Source organism: Streptomyces sp. NPDC058045 (assembly GCF_042885635.1).
Taxonomy (GTDB): Bacteria; Actinomycetota; Actinomycetes; order Streptomycetales; family Streptomycetaceae; genus Streptomyces.
On the sequence record NZ_JBHVRR010000009.1, the window covers coordinates 61,722 to 79,156 of the forward strand.

The following is a 17,435-nucleotide window of genomic DNA, read 5'->3' on the forward strand; positions in this document are numbered from 1 at the left end:
CGAAAGGCAGTTGGGCGTCCTCAGCGGGAGCGGAGGACTTCCTCGATGACCGCGGCGACTCCGTCCTCGTTGTTGGCCCCGGTCCGCCCCGAGGCGGCGGCCAGTACCTCCGGGTGTGCGTTGCCCATCGCGTAGGAGGTGCCGGCCCAGCCGAGCATCTCCACGTCATTGGGCATGTCGCCGAAGGCCATCACCTCGGCCGGATCGATACCGCGTTCCGCACAGCACAGGGCGAGCGTGCTGGCCTTCGACACCCCGGGACCGCTGATCTCCAGCAGCGCGCTGGGACTTGACCTGGTCAGCGTGGCCCGCGCCCCGACCTCCGCCCGCGCCGACCGCAGGAACTCGTCCGGCGCCAACTCGGCATGGTGGGCGAGCACCTTCAGTACGGGCTGGTCGGCGCCGGGGGAGCCGGCGGCGAGCAGGGCCTCGGCGGGGGCGATGCTCTGCGGGGGCTCCAGGTGCAGCGGCGGATAGCCGGGCTCGCGGTGCAGGCCGCCGGTGCGCTCCACCGCGAAGGCGGTACCGGGGGCCGCCGCCCGCAGGATCTCCACCACTTCCAGCGCCGTGGCCGGAACCAGGTCCCGGATCTTGACGAAACGATGCGCCCCGGGGCCGCCGTGCAGATCCACCACGGCGGCGCCGTTGCCGCAGATGGCGAGCCCATGGCCGTGGACATGCTCGCTGACCACGCCCATCCAGCGGGCGGGCCGCCCGGTCACGAAGAAGATCTCGATCCCGGCCGCCTCCGCGGCGGCGAGCGCGGCCACGGTGCGCGGGGAGACCGAGTGGTCGTCCCGGAGCAGGGTGCCGTCGAGGTCGGTGGCGATCAGCCGGGGCCGGAGGGGGCGGGCCGGAATCCTGGGCGGTCTGGTAGCTGAGGTCACAGGGCGCATTCTTCCGCATATGCGCGCACGGGCGTGCAGGAAGGCGCGCATCTGAGTACCGAGCGCCCCCTCTCTTCTCCCCCGTCTCTCCTTCCCCTCAGCCGAGCTGCGCCGGCGCCTCCGTGGCGATGCGCTCGAAGGTCTTCTGATCGGCCGCGAAGTCGGTGTCCGGGATGGGCGCGTGGACGGCGATCTCGGTGATGCCCAACTCGCGGTGCCGGCCCGCGAAGTCCACAAAGGCGTCGACGGACTCCAGCCGGTGGGCCCAGTCCGGGGTGAAGCCGGTGAGCAGGATCCGGTCCAGCTCGGCCGAGTCCCGCCCGACGGCAGCGCAGGCCTCCCCGAGCCGCTCGATCTGCCCGCCGATCGCGGCCCGGGACTCCTCCGGGGTGCCGGACTCGAACACCTTCGGGTCCCCGGTGGTGACCCAGGCCTGACCGTGCCGGGCGGCCAGCCGCATCCCGCGCGGCCCGGTGGCGGCGACGGCGAACGGCAGGCGGGGGCGCTGCACACAGCCCGGGATGTTGCGCGCCTCGTCCGCGGAGTAGTGCGCGCCGTGCTCGGTGACCGCGTCCTCGGTGAGCAGCCGGTCCAGCAGCGGCACGAACTCGGCGAAGCGGTCGGCCCGTTCACGCGGCGTCCACGGCTCCCCACCGAGCGCGGTGGCGTCGAAACCGGTACCGCCGGCACCGATACCGAGAGTGATCCGCCCGTCCGATATGTCGTCCAGGCTGATCAACTCCTTGGCGAGGGTGACCGGGTGCCGGAAGTTGGGCGAGGTGACGAGGGTGCCCAGGCGGAGTCTGCTCGTGGCGGCCGCGGCGGCGGTCAGTGTCGGTACCGCGCCGAACCACGGGCCGTCCCGGAAGGTCCGCCAGGACAGGTGGTCGTAGGTGTACGCGGTGTGGAAACCCAGCTCCTCAGCGCGTACCCACTGCTCGCGTCCGCCCTGCTGCCAGCGGCGGACGGGAAGGATCACGGTGCTCAGACGCAGACTCATACCGCCGACCCTACGGGCCGCCACCGACAGCGCTCCCGGGGCGGGGACTGGTGCGGGCACCCCGTGGCATCGGGGGGTTTACCCCATCGTGGGCGCAAGTGCGGCTGCCTAGAGTCGAGGGACCTGATCACCGGTCCAACTCGCCTCATGCTGGGGGAACTTCATGCGACGCCTTCCGACGCGCCTCCTGGCGGCAGCGGTTCTTCTCCCGCTCGCCGCGGGCGGGCTCTCCGCGTGCTCGGTCCTGGAGCAGAAGGTCTTCGAGGACGACGCCGAGGTGCCGCGGAAGGTCACCGCGATCCGCGTCGACAGCGGGAACGGCGGGGTGCGGGTGGACGCCTCGGCCGACGTCCGGACGCCCTCCGTACACCGCGAGGTCAAGTACCGGGGCGACAAGCCGGGCGGCACCTCGTTCCGCGTCGAGCACGGCGTGCTGACCCTCTCCGGCTGCGGCCGGAACTGCGGGGTCGACTACGTGGTCAAGGTCCCCGCCGGCCTCCCGGTGACCGGAGGCACCTCCAACGGTGGCCTCACACTGAACGACGTCGGCAAGGTCGATGTGCACACCAGCAACGGCCGGATCAAGGTCAGCAAGTCCAGGGGCCCGGTGAAGCTGCGCACGTCCAACGGTGACATCGAGATCGAGAACGCCGAGCACGGCGACATCGACGCGCAGACGTCCAACGGCCAGGTGACCCTCGGGACGGCCACCCCGCAGAACATCAAGGCCCACTCCTCCAACGGCGACATCACGGTCACCGCCCCGCCCGCCGAGTACCGGATCTCGGCGCACGCCACCTCCGGCGGCAAGAAGCTGGCGTTCGGGAACAACCCGTCTGGCCGGTACCGCCTGGACCTCTCGACGTCGAACGGCGACCTGGTGGTGAGGTCCGCGGGCCGGTGACCTCACCACCGGGTCGGGCTCAACTCGGCGGCCGGACCGCCTGGTTCAGAGGGTGAGGGCCGCGCGGACGGTGTGCTGGAGGAGGAGCGCCGTGGTCACCGGACCGACCCCGCCGGGCACCGGGGTGAGGGCGCCCGCGGTGTGCCGTACCGAGGGGTCGACGTCGCCGACGAGTTCGCCGTCCGGCGTCGGATTGGTGCCCACGTCGATCACCACCGCGCCGGGCCGCACATGGTCCGGGGTGATCAGCCGGGGCCGCCCCACCGCGGCGACCAGGACGTCCGCGGTGCGGGTGACGGCGGCGAGGTCGGCGGTGCGCGAGTGGCAGACGGTGACGGTGGCGTTCCGGTCGAGCAGCAGATGGGCGGCGGGCTTGCCGACGACGGTGGAGCGGCCGACCACCACCGCATGGCGCCCCGCCAACTCCACCCGGTGGTGGTCGAGCAGGGCCAGGACCGCCTCGGCGGTGGCCGGGGCGAAGGCGGGCAGCCCGGTGGCGAGACGGCCCAAGGAGAGCGGATTGGCGCCGTCCACGTCCTTCACCGGGTCGATCGCGGAGGCGAGTTCCTCCAGGCGGGCGCCCTCTGGCAGCGGTGTCTGAAGGATGATGCCGTGCACGCCGCGGTCCGCGCTCAGCCTCCGCAGCCGCTCGCGGACCGCGTTCGCCGGAGCGTCCGGGCCGAGATCCACCACCGAGCAGCCCAGCCCCGCCTTCTCCGCGGAGCGCGCGATGGACCGCACGTACCAGGCGCTGGACTCGTCCGCGGTGGCGGTGACCACGGCGAGATGCGGCCGGGCACCCCGCTCCGCCAACTCGGCGGCACGGTCCGCGGTCTCGGTACGCAGCGTCCCCGCCAACTGCCGCCCCCGCAGCTCACGCGCGGCCGAACTCCCTTGCCCCGCCGGCGTGTTGGCGGCCTGCTCCGGGGCGGCTGGCGTGGGGGCGGGGTGGTCTCCGGCGGCGGTCACGCGGTGATCTCCTGGCGTACGGCGCTGGTGAGGCGGTCGGCGCGCTCGCAGAGGGCGTCCACCTGGTCGGTGACGGCGGCGAGTTCGGCGCGTACCGCCGGGTCCTTGATGCCGCCGAGGTTGATCTCGATGTTGACCCGGGCGGTGGTGGCGGCGGCGCGGGCGGCCTCGGCTGCGGCCGCCACATCGGTGATCACATTGCGGTTGCCGACGGGCAGCAGCGCCTCGGCGAGCGCGACGGTGCGCAGGGCGACGGTGACCACATCGGCGGGCGGTGCGGCCGCGGCGGCCAGAGCGCGGGCGATGGCGGCGGAACGGGCCGCCTTCTCCTCGGCGGTGGACCTGGGCAGCCGGTAGGCCTCGGTGACGGCGGTGAACGCGCCGGCGTCCTCCTCGGCCAGCCGGAGCGCGGTGCCACGCAGCTCCTCGGCGGCACCGGTCACCTCGGCGATCACCTCGGCGTGCTCCGCGTAGCGCGGGCCGGTGCTGTAGTGCGCCACCATCGAGATCAGCGCGGCCCCCTGGGCGGCGTGCAACGCAGCCGCCGCACCACCACCCGGGGCGGGCTCCCGGGCGGCCAGCCGGTCCAGATATCCGGCAAGCGTCTCGGCCCGCAGCGCGGTGGCGGGCGCCTTGTCGCGGGTGGGCGCCCCGGCGCCGGTGGGCTCGGGGGTGCCGGTGGGCGGGGACGGGTCCTCGCTCATGGGGTGATCGCCCTCCAGGACGGTCGGTGCCAGGGGCCGCGGCCATCCTTCCACGGGGGACGCGCGGGCGCGCGTACAGGCGGGCGCCCGGATACCCCTGGTACCTCCGGATTTCCTGATCGCCGGACAGTCGGTAGATGTGCGGATCCGACCGTCGTCCCATCCGCGGATCGGTCCATCGGTCCATCGGTCCATCGGGGCATCCGTAGATCCGGAAGTCGGGAAGTCAGGAAGTCAGGAGGCCTGGAAAACCTGCGTATGAATATTGCTCCGGATGTTTGATCCACAGACAACAGGCCTTATCCACAGGGGAGTTGGCCAGATTGTGGATAACTCCCGTCCCCTTTAAGCGATTTGGGTAACTTGCCTTCAGTGGTTGGCTGTTGGGGGGCAGCCCCGGCTCCACCACCCCGCCGTGTGATGTGCTGACAGCGGGGACGAGCGGACTGGCAGGTATGTCGCAGTGATCGCACGCGGTCACGCCGGGCGGCGGAACGGACGGCGGGGACGCCAGGTCGCCCGGCGGTCGGTGGTCGGTGCTCGGGGCGGCGGTGGCGGGAGTGGGCGCGTTCGCGGGGTGGCGGTTCTACGGCGCATCGGACCAGGACGTGACCATTCCGGAGCCGCCCGTGCGACGTGCCGCCTGGACGTATGCGCTGAGCGGGGCGGCCAAGGGGCTCACCCATCTCTGCGTTTCCGGTGACCACCTGTACGCCACCCACGATGACCCGCTGGCTGTCCATGCGCTGGACGCCGGGAGCGGTCGCAGGCGGTGGGTCGGTGAGGCGGCGGGTGGTCGGGCGGGGGAGGCGAGTCTGGGGCCGGTCACGGTGTCCGGTGGGACCGTGTTTCGTCGCAGTCGAGGGCGGTCATGTCAACGCTTTCGTGGACGAGGACGGCACCCGGCGCTGGACGAGCGAGCAACTCGGCGGCGCCCTCCGGCGGCCCTCGCCGTGATCGACTCCACGGTGTGCGCCCTGCTCCGGCCGAAGACCATGGCGGACGACGCCGGGGGTACCCGCGATCCGGCCGACGGAGTCCTCTTAGCCCTTGCCCCCGACACGGGTCACGTCACATGGCGGACCAGGGGCGACCGGCTGCTGTTCGGAGACCCGGCACACGGCCGGTTGATCGCCGAGACCCGCGGCGGAGCACGAACTCGCCGCCCTGGAAGCGGAGTCGGGCAGACGAGGGCTGGACACTGCCGAAGGCGGACAGCGCAGTTCTCGGCAGGAGACTGCTCTACGCGATCGGTTCCGGAAAGACCGACGAACTCGTCGCGTACGCCCCTCCACCGGCGCCCGGCGCCGGAAGGCCTCCGCGCCGCCGAGGGAATCCTCATCGGACACCGGCGCCGAGATCTCGCTCTCCGCCGACGTACGCACCGTCTACGCCTGTGCGGGCGGGACCGGCACCGTGTACGCCTACGACGCCGCGACGGGTGACCGGCGCTGGCGCGCGACGGTCGCCCCCCCCACGACGCCCACGACGGCGGCCGACGTCGCCGCTGCCTTCCTGACCACGAGCGACGGTTTATGGGCTGCGCAGAACCTCGACCCGGGTCGGGCCTCTGGGACCTCGTCTCCGGTTCGGGCCGGAAGCCACGCGCCGGTTACGTCACCGCCCGTGCCGCGTCCGGTGGCGGGGAGTTGTGGCGTACGGCGAGCAAGGCGTGCACCTCGGCGCTGGTCCTGGCGGGGGACCGGGCCGAACTCATCCTGGTGGAACACGAGTTGGAGATCTGGGCTGCAACTCCCTTACTGGAAAGGCACTTTGGCGTGCCATGGGCGAGGCGGACGCCATGGGCGCACCTCTGTCGGACGGCGGACTGCTGTATGTGGTCGGCGGCAAGGGACTTGAAGTGGTGCGGTGGTGAAGTCCCGGTCCGGTCCACGAGGGGCGGAGGTGCTGGTCCCAAGTCCCCCTTCACAGTGGAAGTTTCAGCCGGGCGAAGGCTCGCCGGACGCTTGGGGACACCCGGGCCAGGAGGCGGGCGCCCCGGGCTTCCGGAGTGACCGGTACCACCGCCTGGTTGCGGGCCACGGCGCGTAGGACCGCCTGAGCGACCTTCTCCGGCGGGTAGTTGCGCAGCCCGTAGAGGCGGGTGGACCGGTCGCGGAGGCGGTCCTGCTCCTCGGCCGACACCCCGGCGAACCGGGCCGTGCCGGTGATGCCCGTATTGACCAGGCCGGGGCAGACGGCGCTCACCCCGATGCCCTGCCCCGCCAACTCGGCCCGCAGGCACTCGCTGAGCATCAGCACCGCCGCCTTCGAGGTGCTGTACGCGCCGAGCATCCGCGAGGGCTGGTAGGCGGCGGCCGAGGCGGTGTTGACGATATGGCCGCCCTGGCCGCGCTCCGCCATCTGCCGTCCGAAGATCCGGCAGCCGTGGATGACTCCCCAGAGGTTGACGTCCAGGACGCGCCGCCAGTCCTCCGTGCGGGTGTCCAGCAGGGGACCGGCCAGACCGATGCCCGCGTTGTTCACCAGGACGTCCACCACGCCGTGTTCGGCGAGGGTCTTCACCGCCAGCTCGGCCATCGCCTGCTCGTCCGAGACGTCGACCTGTTCAGCCCAGGCGTCCGGGGCGCCGGCCGAGCGGGCCAGCTCCGCCGTCCGCTCGGCGCCCTCCGCGTCCACGTCGACCGCCAGCACCCGGGCCCCCGCCGTGGCGAAGGCGAGCGCCGTGGCCCGGCCGATGCCACCGGCCGCCCCCGTCACCAGCACCAACTGCCCGCCGAACCGGTCCGCGTAGGGCAGCCCGAGCGCCGCCGGTATCGCCGCCGTGCCGGGGCGCTCCTGGTCCTGTACGAACTCCGATATCCAGGAGGCGAGTTGGTCGGGGCGGGTGCGGGGCACCCAGTGCTTGGCGGGCAGGGTGCGGCGGACCAGTCGCGGTGCCCACTGCTCCAGCTCGTCGTAGAGATGGTCGGACAGGAAGGCGTCCCCGGTGGGCGTGATCAACTGCACCGGCACCCGGGCGTAGGCGTCGTCCCGGGGGTGGCTCAGCCGGGCGCGGATGTTGTCCCGGTAGAGCCAGGCGCCGTGTGCCGCGTCCGAGGGGAGGGTGGACGTGGGGTAGCCGTCCGCCGGGACCTTCTCCAGTCTGCGCAGCAGCCGCGGCCACTGCGTGCCGAGCGGCCCCCGCCAGGCCAGCTCGGGCAGGACAGGTGTGTTCAGCAGGTACACGTACCAGGACTTGGCGCCCTGGCCGAGGAGTTGGGCCAGGGCGCGGGGGGTGGGGCGGCCCGCGCGCTTCTTGATCCACTGGCCGAAGTGGTCCAGGCTGGGGCCCGATATCGAGGTGAGGGAAGCGATCCGGCCCTCGGTGCGCTCCACCGTGGCGAACTCCCAGGCCTGCACCGAGCCCCAGTCGTGCCCCACCAGATGCACCGGACGGTCGGGCGAGACCGCGTCGCACACGGCGAGGAAGTCGTCGGTGAGCTTCTCCAGGGTGAAGCCGCCCCGCAGCGGCTTCGGCGCGCTGGACCTGCCGTGGCCCCGCACGTCGTACAGCACCACATGGAATCCGCCGCGGTCCGCCAGCCGCCGGGCCACCCCGCCCCACACCTCCTTGGAGTCCGGATAGCCGTGCACCAGGACCACCGTGGGCCGGCCCGGCTCGCCCAACTCGGCGACGCACAACTCCACCCCGCCCGTCCGGACCGTACGCTCCCGCGCCCCGTCGAGACCCGTGCCGTTCATGCCGCTCCCTTTCCCCGCTGTCGCACCGCACCCGTACCGCACCCGCACCCGCCCGCGGAAGCCAACGTCCGCACCGCGCACCGCACTCGGCGCCTCCCGAGCGGGCGGCACCAAGTTGGCACTGATGAATCTGGCAATGCCGGGAGGCCAGGTCAAGAGCCCCCCGGACAGCCTGTGGATAACTCTCCGCGGAGACACTCCGCTCCCGTCCCCCGATTTCCGCCTGTGGATAACCAGCCTCTGGTGCGAGGCCCTGTGAGACCTTGGCAGGGCGCTCCCCTACGGGCCGTAGTCCCGGAGTCTGACCTGCGTACAGCACCCTGGGCTGACGCCTCGGAGCGGGCGCGCGCCTACGTTCGAGGGGTGACAGTGATCGAGACCGAAAGCCTGAGCAAGCGGTTCCCCCGGGTGACCGCGCTTGACCGGCTCTCCATGGACATCGGGCCCGGCGTGACCGGACTCGTCGGAGCCAACGGAGCCGGCAAGTCCACCCTGATCAAGATCCTCCTGGGGCTGTCCCCCGCCACGGAGGGCCGCGCCGCTGTGCTCGGCCTCGACGTCGCCACCGAGGGCGCCGCCATCCGGGAGCGCGTGGGGTACATGCCGGAGCACGACTGCCTGCCCCCCGACGTGTCGGCCACCGAGTTCGTCGTACATATGGCGCGCATGTCGGGCCTGCCGCCCACCGCGGCCCGCGAGCGCACCGCCGACACCCTGCGCCATGTCGGCCTCTACGAAGAGCGCTACCGCCCCATCGGCGGCTACTCGACGGGCATGAAGCAGCGGGTGAAGCTCGCCCAGGCCCTGGTGCACGACCCCGAGTTGGTCTTCCTCGACGAGCCGACCAACGGCCTCGACCCGGTCGGCCGGGACGAGATGCTCGGCCTGATCCGCCGCGTCCACTCCGACTTCGGCATCTCCGTCCTCGTCACCTCGCACCTCCTCGGCGAGCTGGAGCGCACCTGCGACCACGTGGTGGTCATCGACGGCGGCGCCCTGCTGCGGTCCAGTTCCACCACCGACTTCACCCAGACCACCACCACCCTCGCGGTGGAGGTCACCGACTCCGACACCCACCCGGACGGCACCGGTGCGCTGCGGGCCGCCCTCGCCGAGCGCGGCCTCGCCGCCGAGGACGGCCGCGGCCTGCCCGGCGCTGGCCACATCCTGCTGCTGACCACGTCCGGCGAGGACACCTACGACCTGGTCCGGGACACCGTCGCCGACCTCGGCCTCGGCCTGGTCAGGATGGAGCAGCGGCGGCACCACATCGCCGAGGTCTTCCATGACGGCCAGAGCGCCGGACAGCACAAGGAGGCCGTCAGCCATGGCAGTTGAGCCGACCGGGCTGCCCGCCGCAGCCGAGCAGACCCGCATCCACAACATCGGCTACCGCCGCTACGACGGCCCCCGCCTGGGCCGCTCGTACGCCACCCGGTCGCTCTTCTCGCAGTCCCTGCGCGGCGCCTACGGACTTGGCAGATCCGCCAAGTCGAAGGTGCTGCCGATGCTGCTGTTCGCGGTGATGTGCGTACCCGCGGCGATCATCGTGGCCGTCACCGTCGCCACCAAGGCGCACGACCTGCCCCTGAGCTACACCCGGTACGCGATCCTCCTCCAGGCCGTCATCGGCCTCTATCTGGCCGCCCAGGCACCCCAGTCCGTCTCCCGGGACCTGCGCTTCAAGACGGTCCCCCTCTACTTCTCCCGGCCGATCGAGCACCGCGACTACGTACGCGCCAAGTTCGCGGCCATGTCCTCCGCGCTCTTCATCCTCACCGCGGCCCCGCTGATCGTGCTCTACCTGGGCGCGCTCCTCGCCAAGCTGGGCTTCGCGGACCAGACGAAGGGCTTTCTCCAGGGGCTGGTGTCCGTGGCGCTGCTCTCCCTCCTCTTCGCCGGTATCGGCCTGGTGATCTCCGCCGTCACCCCGCGCCGCGGCTTCGGCATCGCCGCCATCATCGCCGTCCTCACCATCAGCTACGGCGCGGTCTCCACCGTGCAGGCCATCGCCTACAACCAGGACAGCACCGGCGCCATCGGCTGGCTCGGCCTCTTCTCGCCGATCACCCTGATCGACGGCGTGCAGACCGCGTTCCTCGGCGCGAACACCGCGTTCCCCGGCGACATCGGCCCCTCCAGCGCGGCCGGACCGGTCTATCTGATCGCCGTCCTCGGCATCATCGCCGGCTGCTACGGCATCCTGCTGCGCCGCTACCGAAAGGCCGGACTGTGAGCACCCTGAGCATCGACCATGTCTCCCGCTGGTTCGGCAACGTGGTCGCGGTCAACGACGTCACCATGGACATCGGCCCCGGCGTCACCGGACTGCTGGGCCCCAACGGCGCGGGCAAATCCACCCTCATCAACATGATGGGCGGCTTCCTCGCCCCGTCCACCGGCTCCGTCACCCTGGACGCCGACACCATCTGGCGCAACGAGCAGATCTACCGCCGCATCGGCGTGGTCCCCGAGCGGGAAGCGATGTACGACTTCCTCACCGGACGTGAATTCGTCGTCGCCAACGCCGAGTTGCACGGCCTGGGGGAGCGCGAGGCCGCCGAGGCCCTCGCCACCGTCGAGATGGAGTACGCCCAGGACCGCAAGATCTCCACGTACAGCAAGGGCATGAGGCAGCGCGTCAAGATGGCCTCCGCGCTGGTGCACTCGCCGTCCGTGCTGCTGCTCGACGAGCCCTTCAACGGCATGGACCCGCGCCAGCGGATGCAACTCATGGAGCTGCTGCGGAGGATGGGCGACGAGGGCCGCACCGTGCTCTTCTCCTCGCACATCCTGGAGGAGGTCGAGCAACTCGCCTCGCACATCGAGGTGATCGTGGCCGGCCGGCACGCCGCCAGCGGTGACTTCCGCCGCATCCGCCGCCTGATGACGGACCGCCCGCACCGCTACCTGGTCCGCTCCAGCGACGACCGCGCGCTCGCCGCCGCCCTGATCGCCGACCCGTCCACCGCAGGCATCGAAGTCGACCTGAAGGAAGGCGCGTTGCGTATCCAGGCGGTCGACTTCGGCCGCTTCACCGCCCTGCTCCCCAAGGTGGCACGCGACCACGGCATCCGCCTGCTCACCGTGTCCCCGTCGGACGAGTCCCTTGAGTCCGTCTTCTCTTACCTGGTCGCGGCGTAGGAGGCCACCATGTACGAACCCACCGTCGCCCGGCTCACCTACCGGGCCCTGCTCGGCCGCCGCCGGGCCCTCATCCTCTTCGCACTGCCCGCCCTGCTCATCGTGATCTCCCTCGCGGTACGGCTGCTCACCGGCGCCGACGACCAGGTCGCCGCCGATGTCCTTGGCGGATTCGCCCTGGCCACCATGGTCCCGATCATCGGCGTCATCGCCGGCACCGGAGCCATCGGCCCGGAGATCGACGACGGCTCCGTCATCTATCTGCTGGCCAAGCCCGTCAAACGGCCCGTGATCATCTTCACCAAGCTGATCGTGGCGATCGCCGTCACCATGGCGTTCTCCGCGGTGCCCACCCTGATCGCCGGATTCATCCTCAACGGCAACGGGCAGCAGGTCGCCGTCGCCTATACGGTGGCCGCACTGGTCGCGTCCATCGCCTACGCCGCGATCTTCCTGCTGCTGGGCACGGTCACCCGGCACGCCGTGGTCTTCGGCCTGGTCTACGCCCTCATCTGGGAGGCCCTCTTCGGCTCCCTGATCGCCGGGGCGCGCACCCTCAGCGTCCAGCAGTGGTCGCTCGCCGTCGCACAGCGGGTGGCCGGGGGCGACCTGATCACCTCCGACGTGGGCCTCCCCCTGGCCACCGTCCTACTGGCCGGCGTCACCGTCGTCGCCACCTGGTACGCCGGGCAGAAGCTGCGCACCCTGAAGCTGGCCGGGGAGGAGTGAGCGGGCCGACGTCCCGGCACGACTGATATTCGGTGGCGGGAGCGGAGCTGTCCCGGGCACAGTGGAGAGGCCGCGGAGCCCACGGGAGCCGCGGCACCACCGGACCGGGAGCGGAGCGCGCGGACGCCGAGAGTGTCCGCTGCGCTCCCGTCGGGGCGGCCGGCGGAGCAGGGCTCCGGAGTGGTCACTGCACTCCGTCGAGCTCGCGCCGTGCGGAGCCGCCCGGGGGCGGCCGCTTCGAGCGCGCATCCCCGCGATGCGCGGGCCGCCCCCTCCCAACGAACCCTCGCCCGACGGGCCTCCGTTACAGCAAGCGCTCCAGGACGACGGCGATGCCGTCCTCGTCGTTGGAGGCGGTCACCTCGTCGGCGACATCCTTGAGTGCGGGATGGGCGCCGGCCATCGCCACACCATGGGCCGCCCACGCGAACATCGGGATGTCATTGGGCATATCGCCGAAGGCGATGGTGTCCGCGGCCTTCACGCCGAGGCGCCGCGCCGCCAGCGCGAGGCCCTTCGCCTTGGTGAGGCCCAGCGGCAGCAGCTCGACCACACCCTCACCGGCCATCACCACACCGACCAGATCGCCGGCCACACCACGGGCCGCGTCCGCCAACTCGTCGTCGGTGAGCCGCGGATGCTGGATGTAGATCTTGTTGAGCGGCTCCGCCCACAGCTCCACCAGGTCGTCGGTCGCGGTGGCCGGCAGCGGCCCGTCCTGCACCCGGTAGCCGGGGCCGATCAGCACCCGGCCCTCGATGCCGTCGCGGCTCACGGCCAGCGCCAGCGGGCCGACCTCCGCCTCGATCTTGGCCAGCGCGAGACCGGCGAGCTGCCGGTCCAGGGTGACCGAGGTCAGCAGCCGGTGCGCGCCCGCGTCATAGACCTGCGCGCCCTGGCCGCACACCGCGATGCCCTGGTACCCGAGGTCGTCCAGGATGTGCCGCGTCCACGGCACGGCCCGGCCGGTGACCACGATATGGGCGGCCCCCGCCTCGGTGGCCGCGGCGAGCGCCGCACGGGTACGCGGGGACACCGTGTCGTCGGACCGCAGCAGCGTCCCGTCGAGATCGGTCGCCACCAGCGTGTAGGGGAAGGCGGGCGCCCCGGACCGGTCGGCGGGTCCGGGGGCTGCGGTCGGCGCACTCACGAAGGGGGGTACTCCAGACTGTTCTCGCTCACTTGGGCTCCAGTACGTCCCGGCCGCCGAGATAGGGCCGGAGCATCTCGGGCACGCGGACGGAGCCGTCGGACTGCTGGTGATTCTCCAGGATGGCCACGATGGTGCGGGGGACGGCGCAGAGGGTGCCGTTGAGCGTGGCGAGCGGGCGGACCTTCTTGCCGTCCCGCATCCGCACGGCGAGCCGGCGGGCCTGGAACTCGGTGCAGTTCGAAGCGGAGGTCAGCTCGCGGTACTTGCCCTGGGTGGGGATCCACGCCTCGCAGTCGAACTTGCGGGTGGCGGAGGCGCCGAGGTCACCGCTGGCGACGTCGATCACCTGGAACGGCAGCTCCAGACCGCTCAGCCACTGCTTCTCCCAGGCCAGCAGCCGCCCGTGCTCCGCCTCCGCGTCCTCCGGCGCGACATAGGAGAACATCTCCACCTTGTCGAACTGGTGCACCCGGAAGATGCCGCGGGTGTCCTTGCCGTAGGTGCCCGCCTCGCGGCGGAAGCAGGGCGAGAACCCGGCGTACCGCAGCGGCAGCCGCTCCGCCTCGATGATCTCGTCCATGTGGTAGGCGGCGAGCGGGACTTCGGAGGTGCCGACCAGGTAGTAGTCGTCCTTCTCCAGGTGGTAGACGTTCTCCGCGGCCTGGCCGAGGAAGCCGGTGCCCTCCATGGCGCGGGGGCGCACCAGTGCGGGGGTGAGCATGGGTGTGAATCCGGACTCGGTGGCCTGGGCGATGGCCGCGTTCACCAGGGCCAGCTCCAGCAGAGCGCCGATGCCGGTCAGGTAGTAGAAGCGGGAGCCGGAGACCTTCGCGCCGCGCTCCACGTCGATGGCGCCGAGCGCCTCACCCAGCTCCAGGTGGTCCTTCGGCTCGAAGCCCTCGGCGGCGAAGTCGCGGATGGTGCCGTGGGTCTCCAGGACGGTGAAGTCCTCCTCGCCGCCGACGGGTACGTCGGGGTGGACCACGTTGCCCAGCTTGCGCAGCAGGGACTTGGCCTCCTCGTCGGCCTGGTCCTGCTCGGCGTCAGCGGTCTTGACCGCGGCGGCCAACTCCCCGGCCTTCCGCAGCAGTTCCTGCTTCTCCTCGGCGGACGCCTTGGGGATGAGCTTGCCGAGCGCCTTCTGCTCGGAGCGCAGCTCATCGAAGCGGGCGCCGGACGACCTGCGCCGTTCATCGGCGGAGAGGAGGGCGTCGACGAGTGCGACGTCCTCTCCTCGGGCGCGCTGGGAGGCGCGTACACGGTCGGGGTCTTCACGGAGCAGGCGAAGGTCAATCACAGCGTCAAGGCTACCGGGGCCGTCGCGGCGCACGAACCGGCATTCCACCCGGTGCGTTATGTCCGCAATGCCGGTAATGAATTCGCCGGGTCGGTCGGCGGCCGGAAAGCGGCGGTCCGGTGGATCTTCGTGGCGGTCCCGGCCTGTCAAGGAAAGCGGCCCGCCGGGCTCGAAAGGGGGCGGGGGGCGTTTTCTTGACGTGGGTTTTCCCGCTCGGGCCCGAGTTGGCGGGCCTGGGGCGGCGAGTTGTCCACAGACTCGGGGTGCTGGAGAAAGTTATCCACAGGGTGTGTGGAAGATCTGTGGATGCCGGACGTGATCATTTCCAAAGAGGGCGCTCGGTCCCCGGATTCCCCGATCATGCCCGCTTGGTCCCTGTTTTCGGCCGGAATTGCCATGCTGAGAAGGGAGGATCAGGGAAAAGAGTGGATCGCGGTCGGGTCGTCCCGCTCCGGGTACGGCTAGGGCGCTTGCGCCGATTTATCGGCGATGATGGGGTTGCGGGTCTGCTCTGTCGACTTGTCCCCAGGTCGAGAGAGCCAGCCTGTGGATAACTCTGTGGATAAAGAAAATCTGCAGGTAGGACCGCGGCCCCGGCGAGCGGAGTCCCGCCCGATCCGCCCGCCGAACCTCAGAACCGGCCGTCCTGACAGCGCGCCAACCAGTCCGAGGCCGCCATGAACTCGGCGTCCGACGTCCCCGCCCGCAGCGCCCCCACCTCATCCGGCGCCACCCCGGCCCGCGGATAGGAGCCGAGGAAACGCACCTGCGGGCAGATCCGCTTCAGGCCCATCAGTGCCTCGCCCACCCGCCGGTCCGTGATGTGGCCCTCGGCGTCCACCGAGAAGCAGTAGTTCCCGATGCCCGCGCCCGTCGGCCGCGACTCGATCCGCATCAGGTTGACGCCGCGTACCGCGAACTCCTGGAGCAGTTCCAGCAGGGCGCCGGGGTGGTCGTCGCCCAGCCAGATCACCAGCGAGGTCTTGTCCGCGCCGGTCGGGGCGGCCGGGCGGCCGGGGCGGCCCAGGAGTACGAAGCGGGTCTCGGCGTTCGCCGCGTCGTGGATCTCGGTCACCAGCGGCTCCAGGCCGTAGGTGGCGGCGGCGAACTCCCCGGCGAAGGCCGCGTCGTACCGGCCCTCCTGGACCAGGCGGGCGCCGTCGGCGTTGGAGGCCGCGGACTCCCAGCGGACGTCCGGGAGATGGGCGGCGAGCCAGTTGCGCACCTGCGGCTGGGCGACCGGGTGCCCGGTGACCGTCTTGATGTCGCCGATCTTGGTGCCGGGCCGGACCAGCAGGGCGAAGGCGATGGGCAGCACCACCTCGCGGTAGATCATCAGCGGTTCGCCCCGGGAGAGCTGGTCGAGGGTGGCGGTGACCCCGCCCTCCACCGAGTTCTCGATCGGTACCAGCGCACCGCCCGCCTCCCCGGCGCGGACCGCGTCCAGTGCGGCCGGCACCGAGACCATGGGCATCAGCTCCCGCGTCGCGGCCTCGGGCAGCGTACGGAGCGCGGCCTCGGTGAAGGTGCCCTCGGGGCCGAGATAGGTGTAGCGCATCGCCGACATACCGTCACCCTAATGGCCGGGGGCGAGCGGCGGCGCCCGATGCTCCCCGGACGCGGCCCGGGGCCTCAGCCCTCCAGTAGCGGCTGGCCCACATAGGCGCCTGCGGCCGGTGCGGCGGGCACCGCGAAGAGGCCGCTGGCCTCGTGCCGGATGAACCGGGACAGCGCGTCCCCGCGATCCAGCTTCCGCTGCACCGGTACGAAGCCGCGCAGCGGATCGGCCTGCCAGCACACGAAGAGCAGCCCGGCGTCCGGGATCCCGTCCGGGTCGAAGCCGTCATGAAAGGAGAAGGGGCGGCGCAGCAGTGCGGCCCCGCCGTTCTGGTCCGGGCGCGTGATCCGGGCATGGGCGTTGAGCGGCACCACCAGCTTGCCGTCGGGGCCCGTCTTCTCCAACTGCATCTCGGTGGTCTCGCTGCCCCCGGTCAGCGGTGCGCCATCTGATTTGCGGCGCCCGATGACCTCCTCCTGGGCGGACGGCGGCAGTTTCTCCCAGTCGTCGAGGAGCATCCGGATCCGCCGCATCACCACATAGGACCCGCCCGCCATCCACCCCGGGACCCCAGCGGCGGGCGGATCGGGTACGAAGAGGCGCTGCTCGAAGTCCTGGTCGGAGGGCTTGGGGTTGTTGGTGCCGTCGATCTGACCCATGAGGTTGCGGGTGGTCATGGGGCGTTCGGTGGCTCCGGGCGTGCGGTTGAAGCCGTTCATCTGCCAGCGGAGCCGGGCGGTCTCCCCGGCGTCCTGCTGGAGGGCGCGCAGTGCGTGGAAGGCGACGAGGGCGTCATCGGCGCCGATCTGTATCCAGAGGTCGCCGTCGCTGCGGGCCTTGTCCAGGTGGTCGGAGGAGAAGGCGGGCAGCGGATCGAGGGCGGCCGGGCGCTGCTTCCCCAGCCCGGTCCGCCCGAAGAAGCTGTGGCCGAAGCCGAAGGTGACGGTGAGCGAGGACGGCCCGGCGTCCAGGGCGATCCCGGTGTCATGCCCGCCCGCGGTACGGACCGGTTCGCCCGCCATCAGCCGCTGCGCCGTCGCCGACCAGCGGCGTAGCAAGGCCGCGGCCTCCTTGCGCCCGGCGCCGGCCGCGAGGTCGAAGGCGAGCAGATGGCCGCGGGCCTGCAAGGGGGTGGTGATGCCGGGCTGATGTTTCCCGTGAAACATGACCCGCCCGGCGCCGACCGAGCTGAGCGGCGCGGCCCCGTCGCCGTCCCCGGACCCCACGGCGTACCCCGCGGTGGCGCCGCCCGCGCCGAGTACCAGTCCGGTGGCGCCCGCCGTGCCGATCAGCCGCCGCCGACTGATCCCGGTCTCCGCGTCGGACGTGGGGCCGCCGCCGTCCCGATGGGCGGAGCGGGCAGGGGAGTTGGCAGATTCGGGCAT

At 71.7% G+C, this 17,435-nt stretch carries 14 protein-coding genes and 1 pseudogene; 6 read left to right on the forward strand and 9 right to left on the reverse strand.

The genetic code is table 11. From position 1 onward, the window contains the following. Positions 1 to 20: 20 nt before the first annotated feature. Both ACFVST_RS08295 and ACFVST_RS08300 read right to left on the reverse strand, forming a co-directional pair. Positions 21 to 887 (reverse strand): HAD hydrolase family protein, encoded by an 867-nt coding sequence (locus tag ACFVST_RS08295; RefSeq protein ID WP_390148103.1) that lies wholly within the window; start codon positions 885 to 887, stop codon positions 21 to 23. Positions 888 to 984: 97 nt separating this feature from the next. Then, positions 985 to 1,887 carry an LLM class flavin-dependent oxidoreductase gene (locus ACFVST_RS08300; RefSeq protein ID WP_390148105.1) on the reverse strand — a complete coding sequence of 301 codons (903 nt, stop codon included), beginning with the start codon at positions 1,885 to 1,887 and terminating at the stop codon, positions 985 to 987. A 163-nt stretch (positions 1,888 to 2,050) separates the two neighbouring features. Between ACFVST_RS08300 and ACFVST_RS08305 the strand changes: the two genes are divergently transcribed. Further along, positions 2,051 to 2,791, forward strand: coding sequence for a DUF4097 domain-containing protein (locus ACFVST_RS08305; RefSeq protein ID WP_390148107.1), 741 nt, complete (start codon positions 2,051 to 2,053; stop codon positions 2,789 to 2,791). A gap of 45 nt (positions 2,792 to 2,836) precedes the next feature. Here the strand turns inward: ACFVST_RS08305 and ACFVST_RS08310 are convergent, their stop codons facing one another. Both ACFVST_RS08310 and ACFVST_RS08315 read right to left on the reverse strand, forming a co-directional pair. Then, positions 2,837 to 3,664 carry a bifunctional 5,10-methylenetetrahydrofolate dehydrogenase/5,10-methenyltetrahydrofolate cyclohydrolase gene (locus ACFVST_RS08310; protein WP_390148259.1) on the reverse strand — a complete coding sequence of 276 codons (828 nt, stop codon included), beginning with the start codon at positions 3,662 to 3,664 and terminating at the stop codon, positions 2,837 to 2,839. A 92-nt stretch (positions 3,665 to 3,756) separates the two neighbouring features. After that, positions 3,757 to 4,464: a cyclodeaminase/cyclohydrolase family protein gene (locus ACFVST_RS08315; protein ID WP_390148109.1), complete on the reverse strand. Its 708-nt coding sequence runs from the start codon at positions 4,462 to 4,464 to the stop codon at positions 3,757 to 3,759. A 1,359-nt stretch (positions 4,465 to 5,823) separates the two neighbouring features. On the opposite strand from ACFVST_RS08315, the pseudogene ACFVST_RS08320 reads away from it, so the two are divergent. Further along, positions 5,824 to 5,928, forward strand: a pseudogene (locus ACFVST_RS08320) (hypothetical protein); the annotation flags it as partial. Positions 5,929 to 6,390: 462 nt separating this feature from the next. On the opposite strand, the gene ACFVST_RS08325 reads toward ACFVST_RS08320, so the two are convergent. Beyond that, positions 6,391 to 8,169 carry an SDR family oxidoreductase gene (locus ACFVST_RS08325; RefSeq protein ID WP_390148111.1) on the reverse strand — a complete coding sequence of 593 codons (1,779 nt, stop codon included), beginning with the start codon at positions 8,167 to 8,169 and terminating at the stop codon, positions 6,391 to 6,393. Between the two features lie 369 nt (positions 8,170 to 8,538). Between ACFVST_RS08325 and ACFVST_RS08330 the strand changes: the two genes are divergently transcribed. The 4 genes from ACFVST_RS08330 to ACFVST_RS08345 are packed head-to-tail and all read left to right on the forward strand — an operon-like array spanning position 8,539 to position 12,042. Next, positions 8,539 to 9,507: an ABC transporter ATP-binding protein gene (locus tag ACFVST_RS08330; protein WP_390148261.1), complete on the forward strand. Its 969-nt coding sequence runs from the start codon at positions 8,539 to 8,541 to the stop codon at positions 9,505 to 9,507. Continuing rightward, the gene (locus ACFVST_RS08335; RefSeq protein ID WP_390148113.1) at positions 9,497 to 10,405 is read left to right on the forward strand and encodes an ABC transporter permease subunit; all 909 of its coding nucleotides are present in this window, start codon (positions 9,497 to 9,499) and stop codon (positions 10,403 to 10,405) included. The genes ACFVST_RS08330 and ACFVST_RS08335 overlap by 11 nt, the downstream gene beginning before the upstream one ends. Next, complete coding sequence (locus ACFVST_RS08340; RefSeq protein ID WP_390148115.1) at positions 10,402 to 11,313, forward strand: ABC transporter ATP-binding protein; 912 nt, start codon at positions 10,402 to 10,404, stop codon at positions 11,311 to 11,313. The genes ACFVST_RS08335 and ACFVST_RS08340 overlap by 4 nt, the downstream gene beginning before the upstream one ends. Positions 11,314 to 11,322: 9 nt before the next feature. Then, complete coding sequence (locus tag ACFVST_RS08345; protein ID WP_390148116.1) at positions 11,323 to 12,042, forward strand: ABC transporter permease; 720 nt, start codon at positions 11,323 to 11,325, stop codon at positions 12,040 to 12,042. Positions 12,043 to 12,346: 304 nt separating this feature from the next. On the opposite strand, the gene ACFVST_RS08350 is transcribed toward ACFVST_RS08345, so the two are convergent. The 4 genes from ACFVST_RS08350 to efeB all read right to left on the reverse strand — a co-directional run bounded on the left by ACFVST_RS08350 (position 12,347) and on the right by efeB (position 17,435). Beyond that, positions 12,347 to 13,192 carry an HAD family hydrolase gene (locus ACFVST_RS08350; RefSeq protein WP_390148118.1) on the reverse strand — a complete coding sequence of 282 codons (846 nt, stop codon included), beginning with the start codon at positions 13,190 to 13,192 and terminating at the stop codon, positions 12,347 to 12,349. Positions 13,193 to 13,220: 28 nt separating this feature from the next. Further along, positions 13,221 to 14,492, reverse strand: a complete 1,272-nt coding sequence (serS, locus tag ACFVST_RS08355) for a serine--tRNA ligase (protein WP_390148120.1) — start codon at positions 14,490 to 14,492, stop codon at positions 13,221 to 13,223. A 631-nt stretch (positions 14,493 to 15,123) separates the two neighbouring features. Continuing rightward, positions 15,124 to 16,059 (reverse strand): prephenate dehydratase, encoded by a 936-nt coding sequence (gene pheA, locus ACFVST_RS08360; RefSeq protein WP_390148122.1) that lies wholly within the window; start codon positions 16,057 to 16,059, stop codon positions 15,124 to 15,126. A 65-nt stretch (positions 16,060 to 16,124) separates the two neighbouring features. Next, a complete protein-coding gene (gene efeB, locus ACFVST_RS08365; protein ID WP_390148123.1) occupies positions 16,125 to 17,435 on the reverse strand; it encodes an iron uptake transporter deferrochelatase/peroxidase subunit in 1,311 nt (436 codons plus the stop codon).

Bases quoted from the DNA above. Each gene is read 5' to 3' on its own strand.
- ACFVST_RS08335 (WP_390148113.1), top strand. From the start codon at position 9,497: ATGGCAGTTGAGCCGACCGGGCTGCCCGCCGCAGCCGAGCAGACCCGC.
- ACFVST_RS08325 (WP_390148111.1), bottom strand. From the start codon at position 8,169: ATGAACGGCACGGGTCTCGACGGGGCGCGGGAGCGTACGGTCCGGACG.
- efeB (WP_390148123.1), bottom strand. From the start codon at position 17,435: ATGCCCGAATCTGCCAACTCCCCTGCCCGCTCCGCCCATCGGGACGGC.
- ACFVST_RS08305 (WP_390148107.1), top strand. From the start codon at position 2,051: ATGCGACGCCTTCCGACGCGCCTCCTGGCGGCAGCGGTTCTTCTCCCG.
- pheA (WP_390148122.1), bottom strand. From the start codon at position 16,059: ATGTCGGCGATGCGCTACACCTATCTCGGCCCCGAGGGCACCTTCACC.
- ACFVST_RS08315 (WP_390148109.1), bottom strand. From the start codon at position 4,464: ATGAGCGAGGACCCGTCCCCGCCCACCGGCACCCCCGAGCCCACCGGC.
- ACFVST_RS08345 (WP_390148116.1), top strand. From the start codon at position 11,323: ATGTACGAACCCACCGTCGCCCGGCTCACCTACCGGGCCCTGCTCGGC.
- ACFVST_RS08300 (WP_390148105.1), bottom strand. From the start codon at position 1,887: ATGAGTCTGCGTCTGAGCACCGTGATCCTTCCCGTCCGCCGCTGGCAG.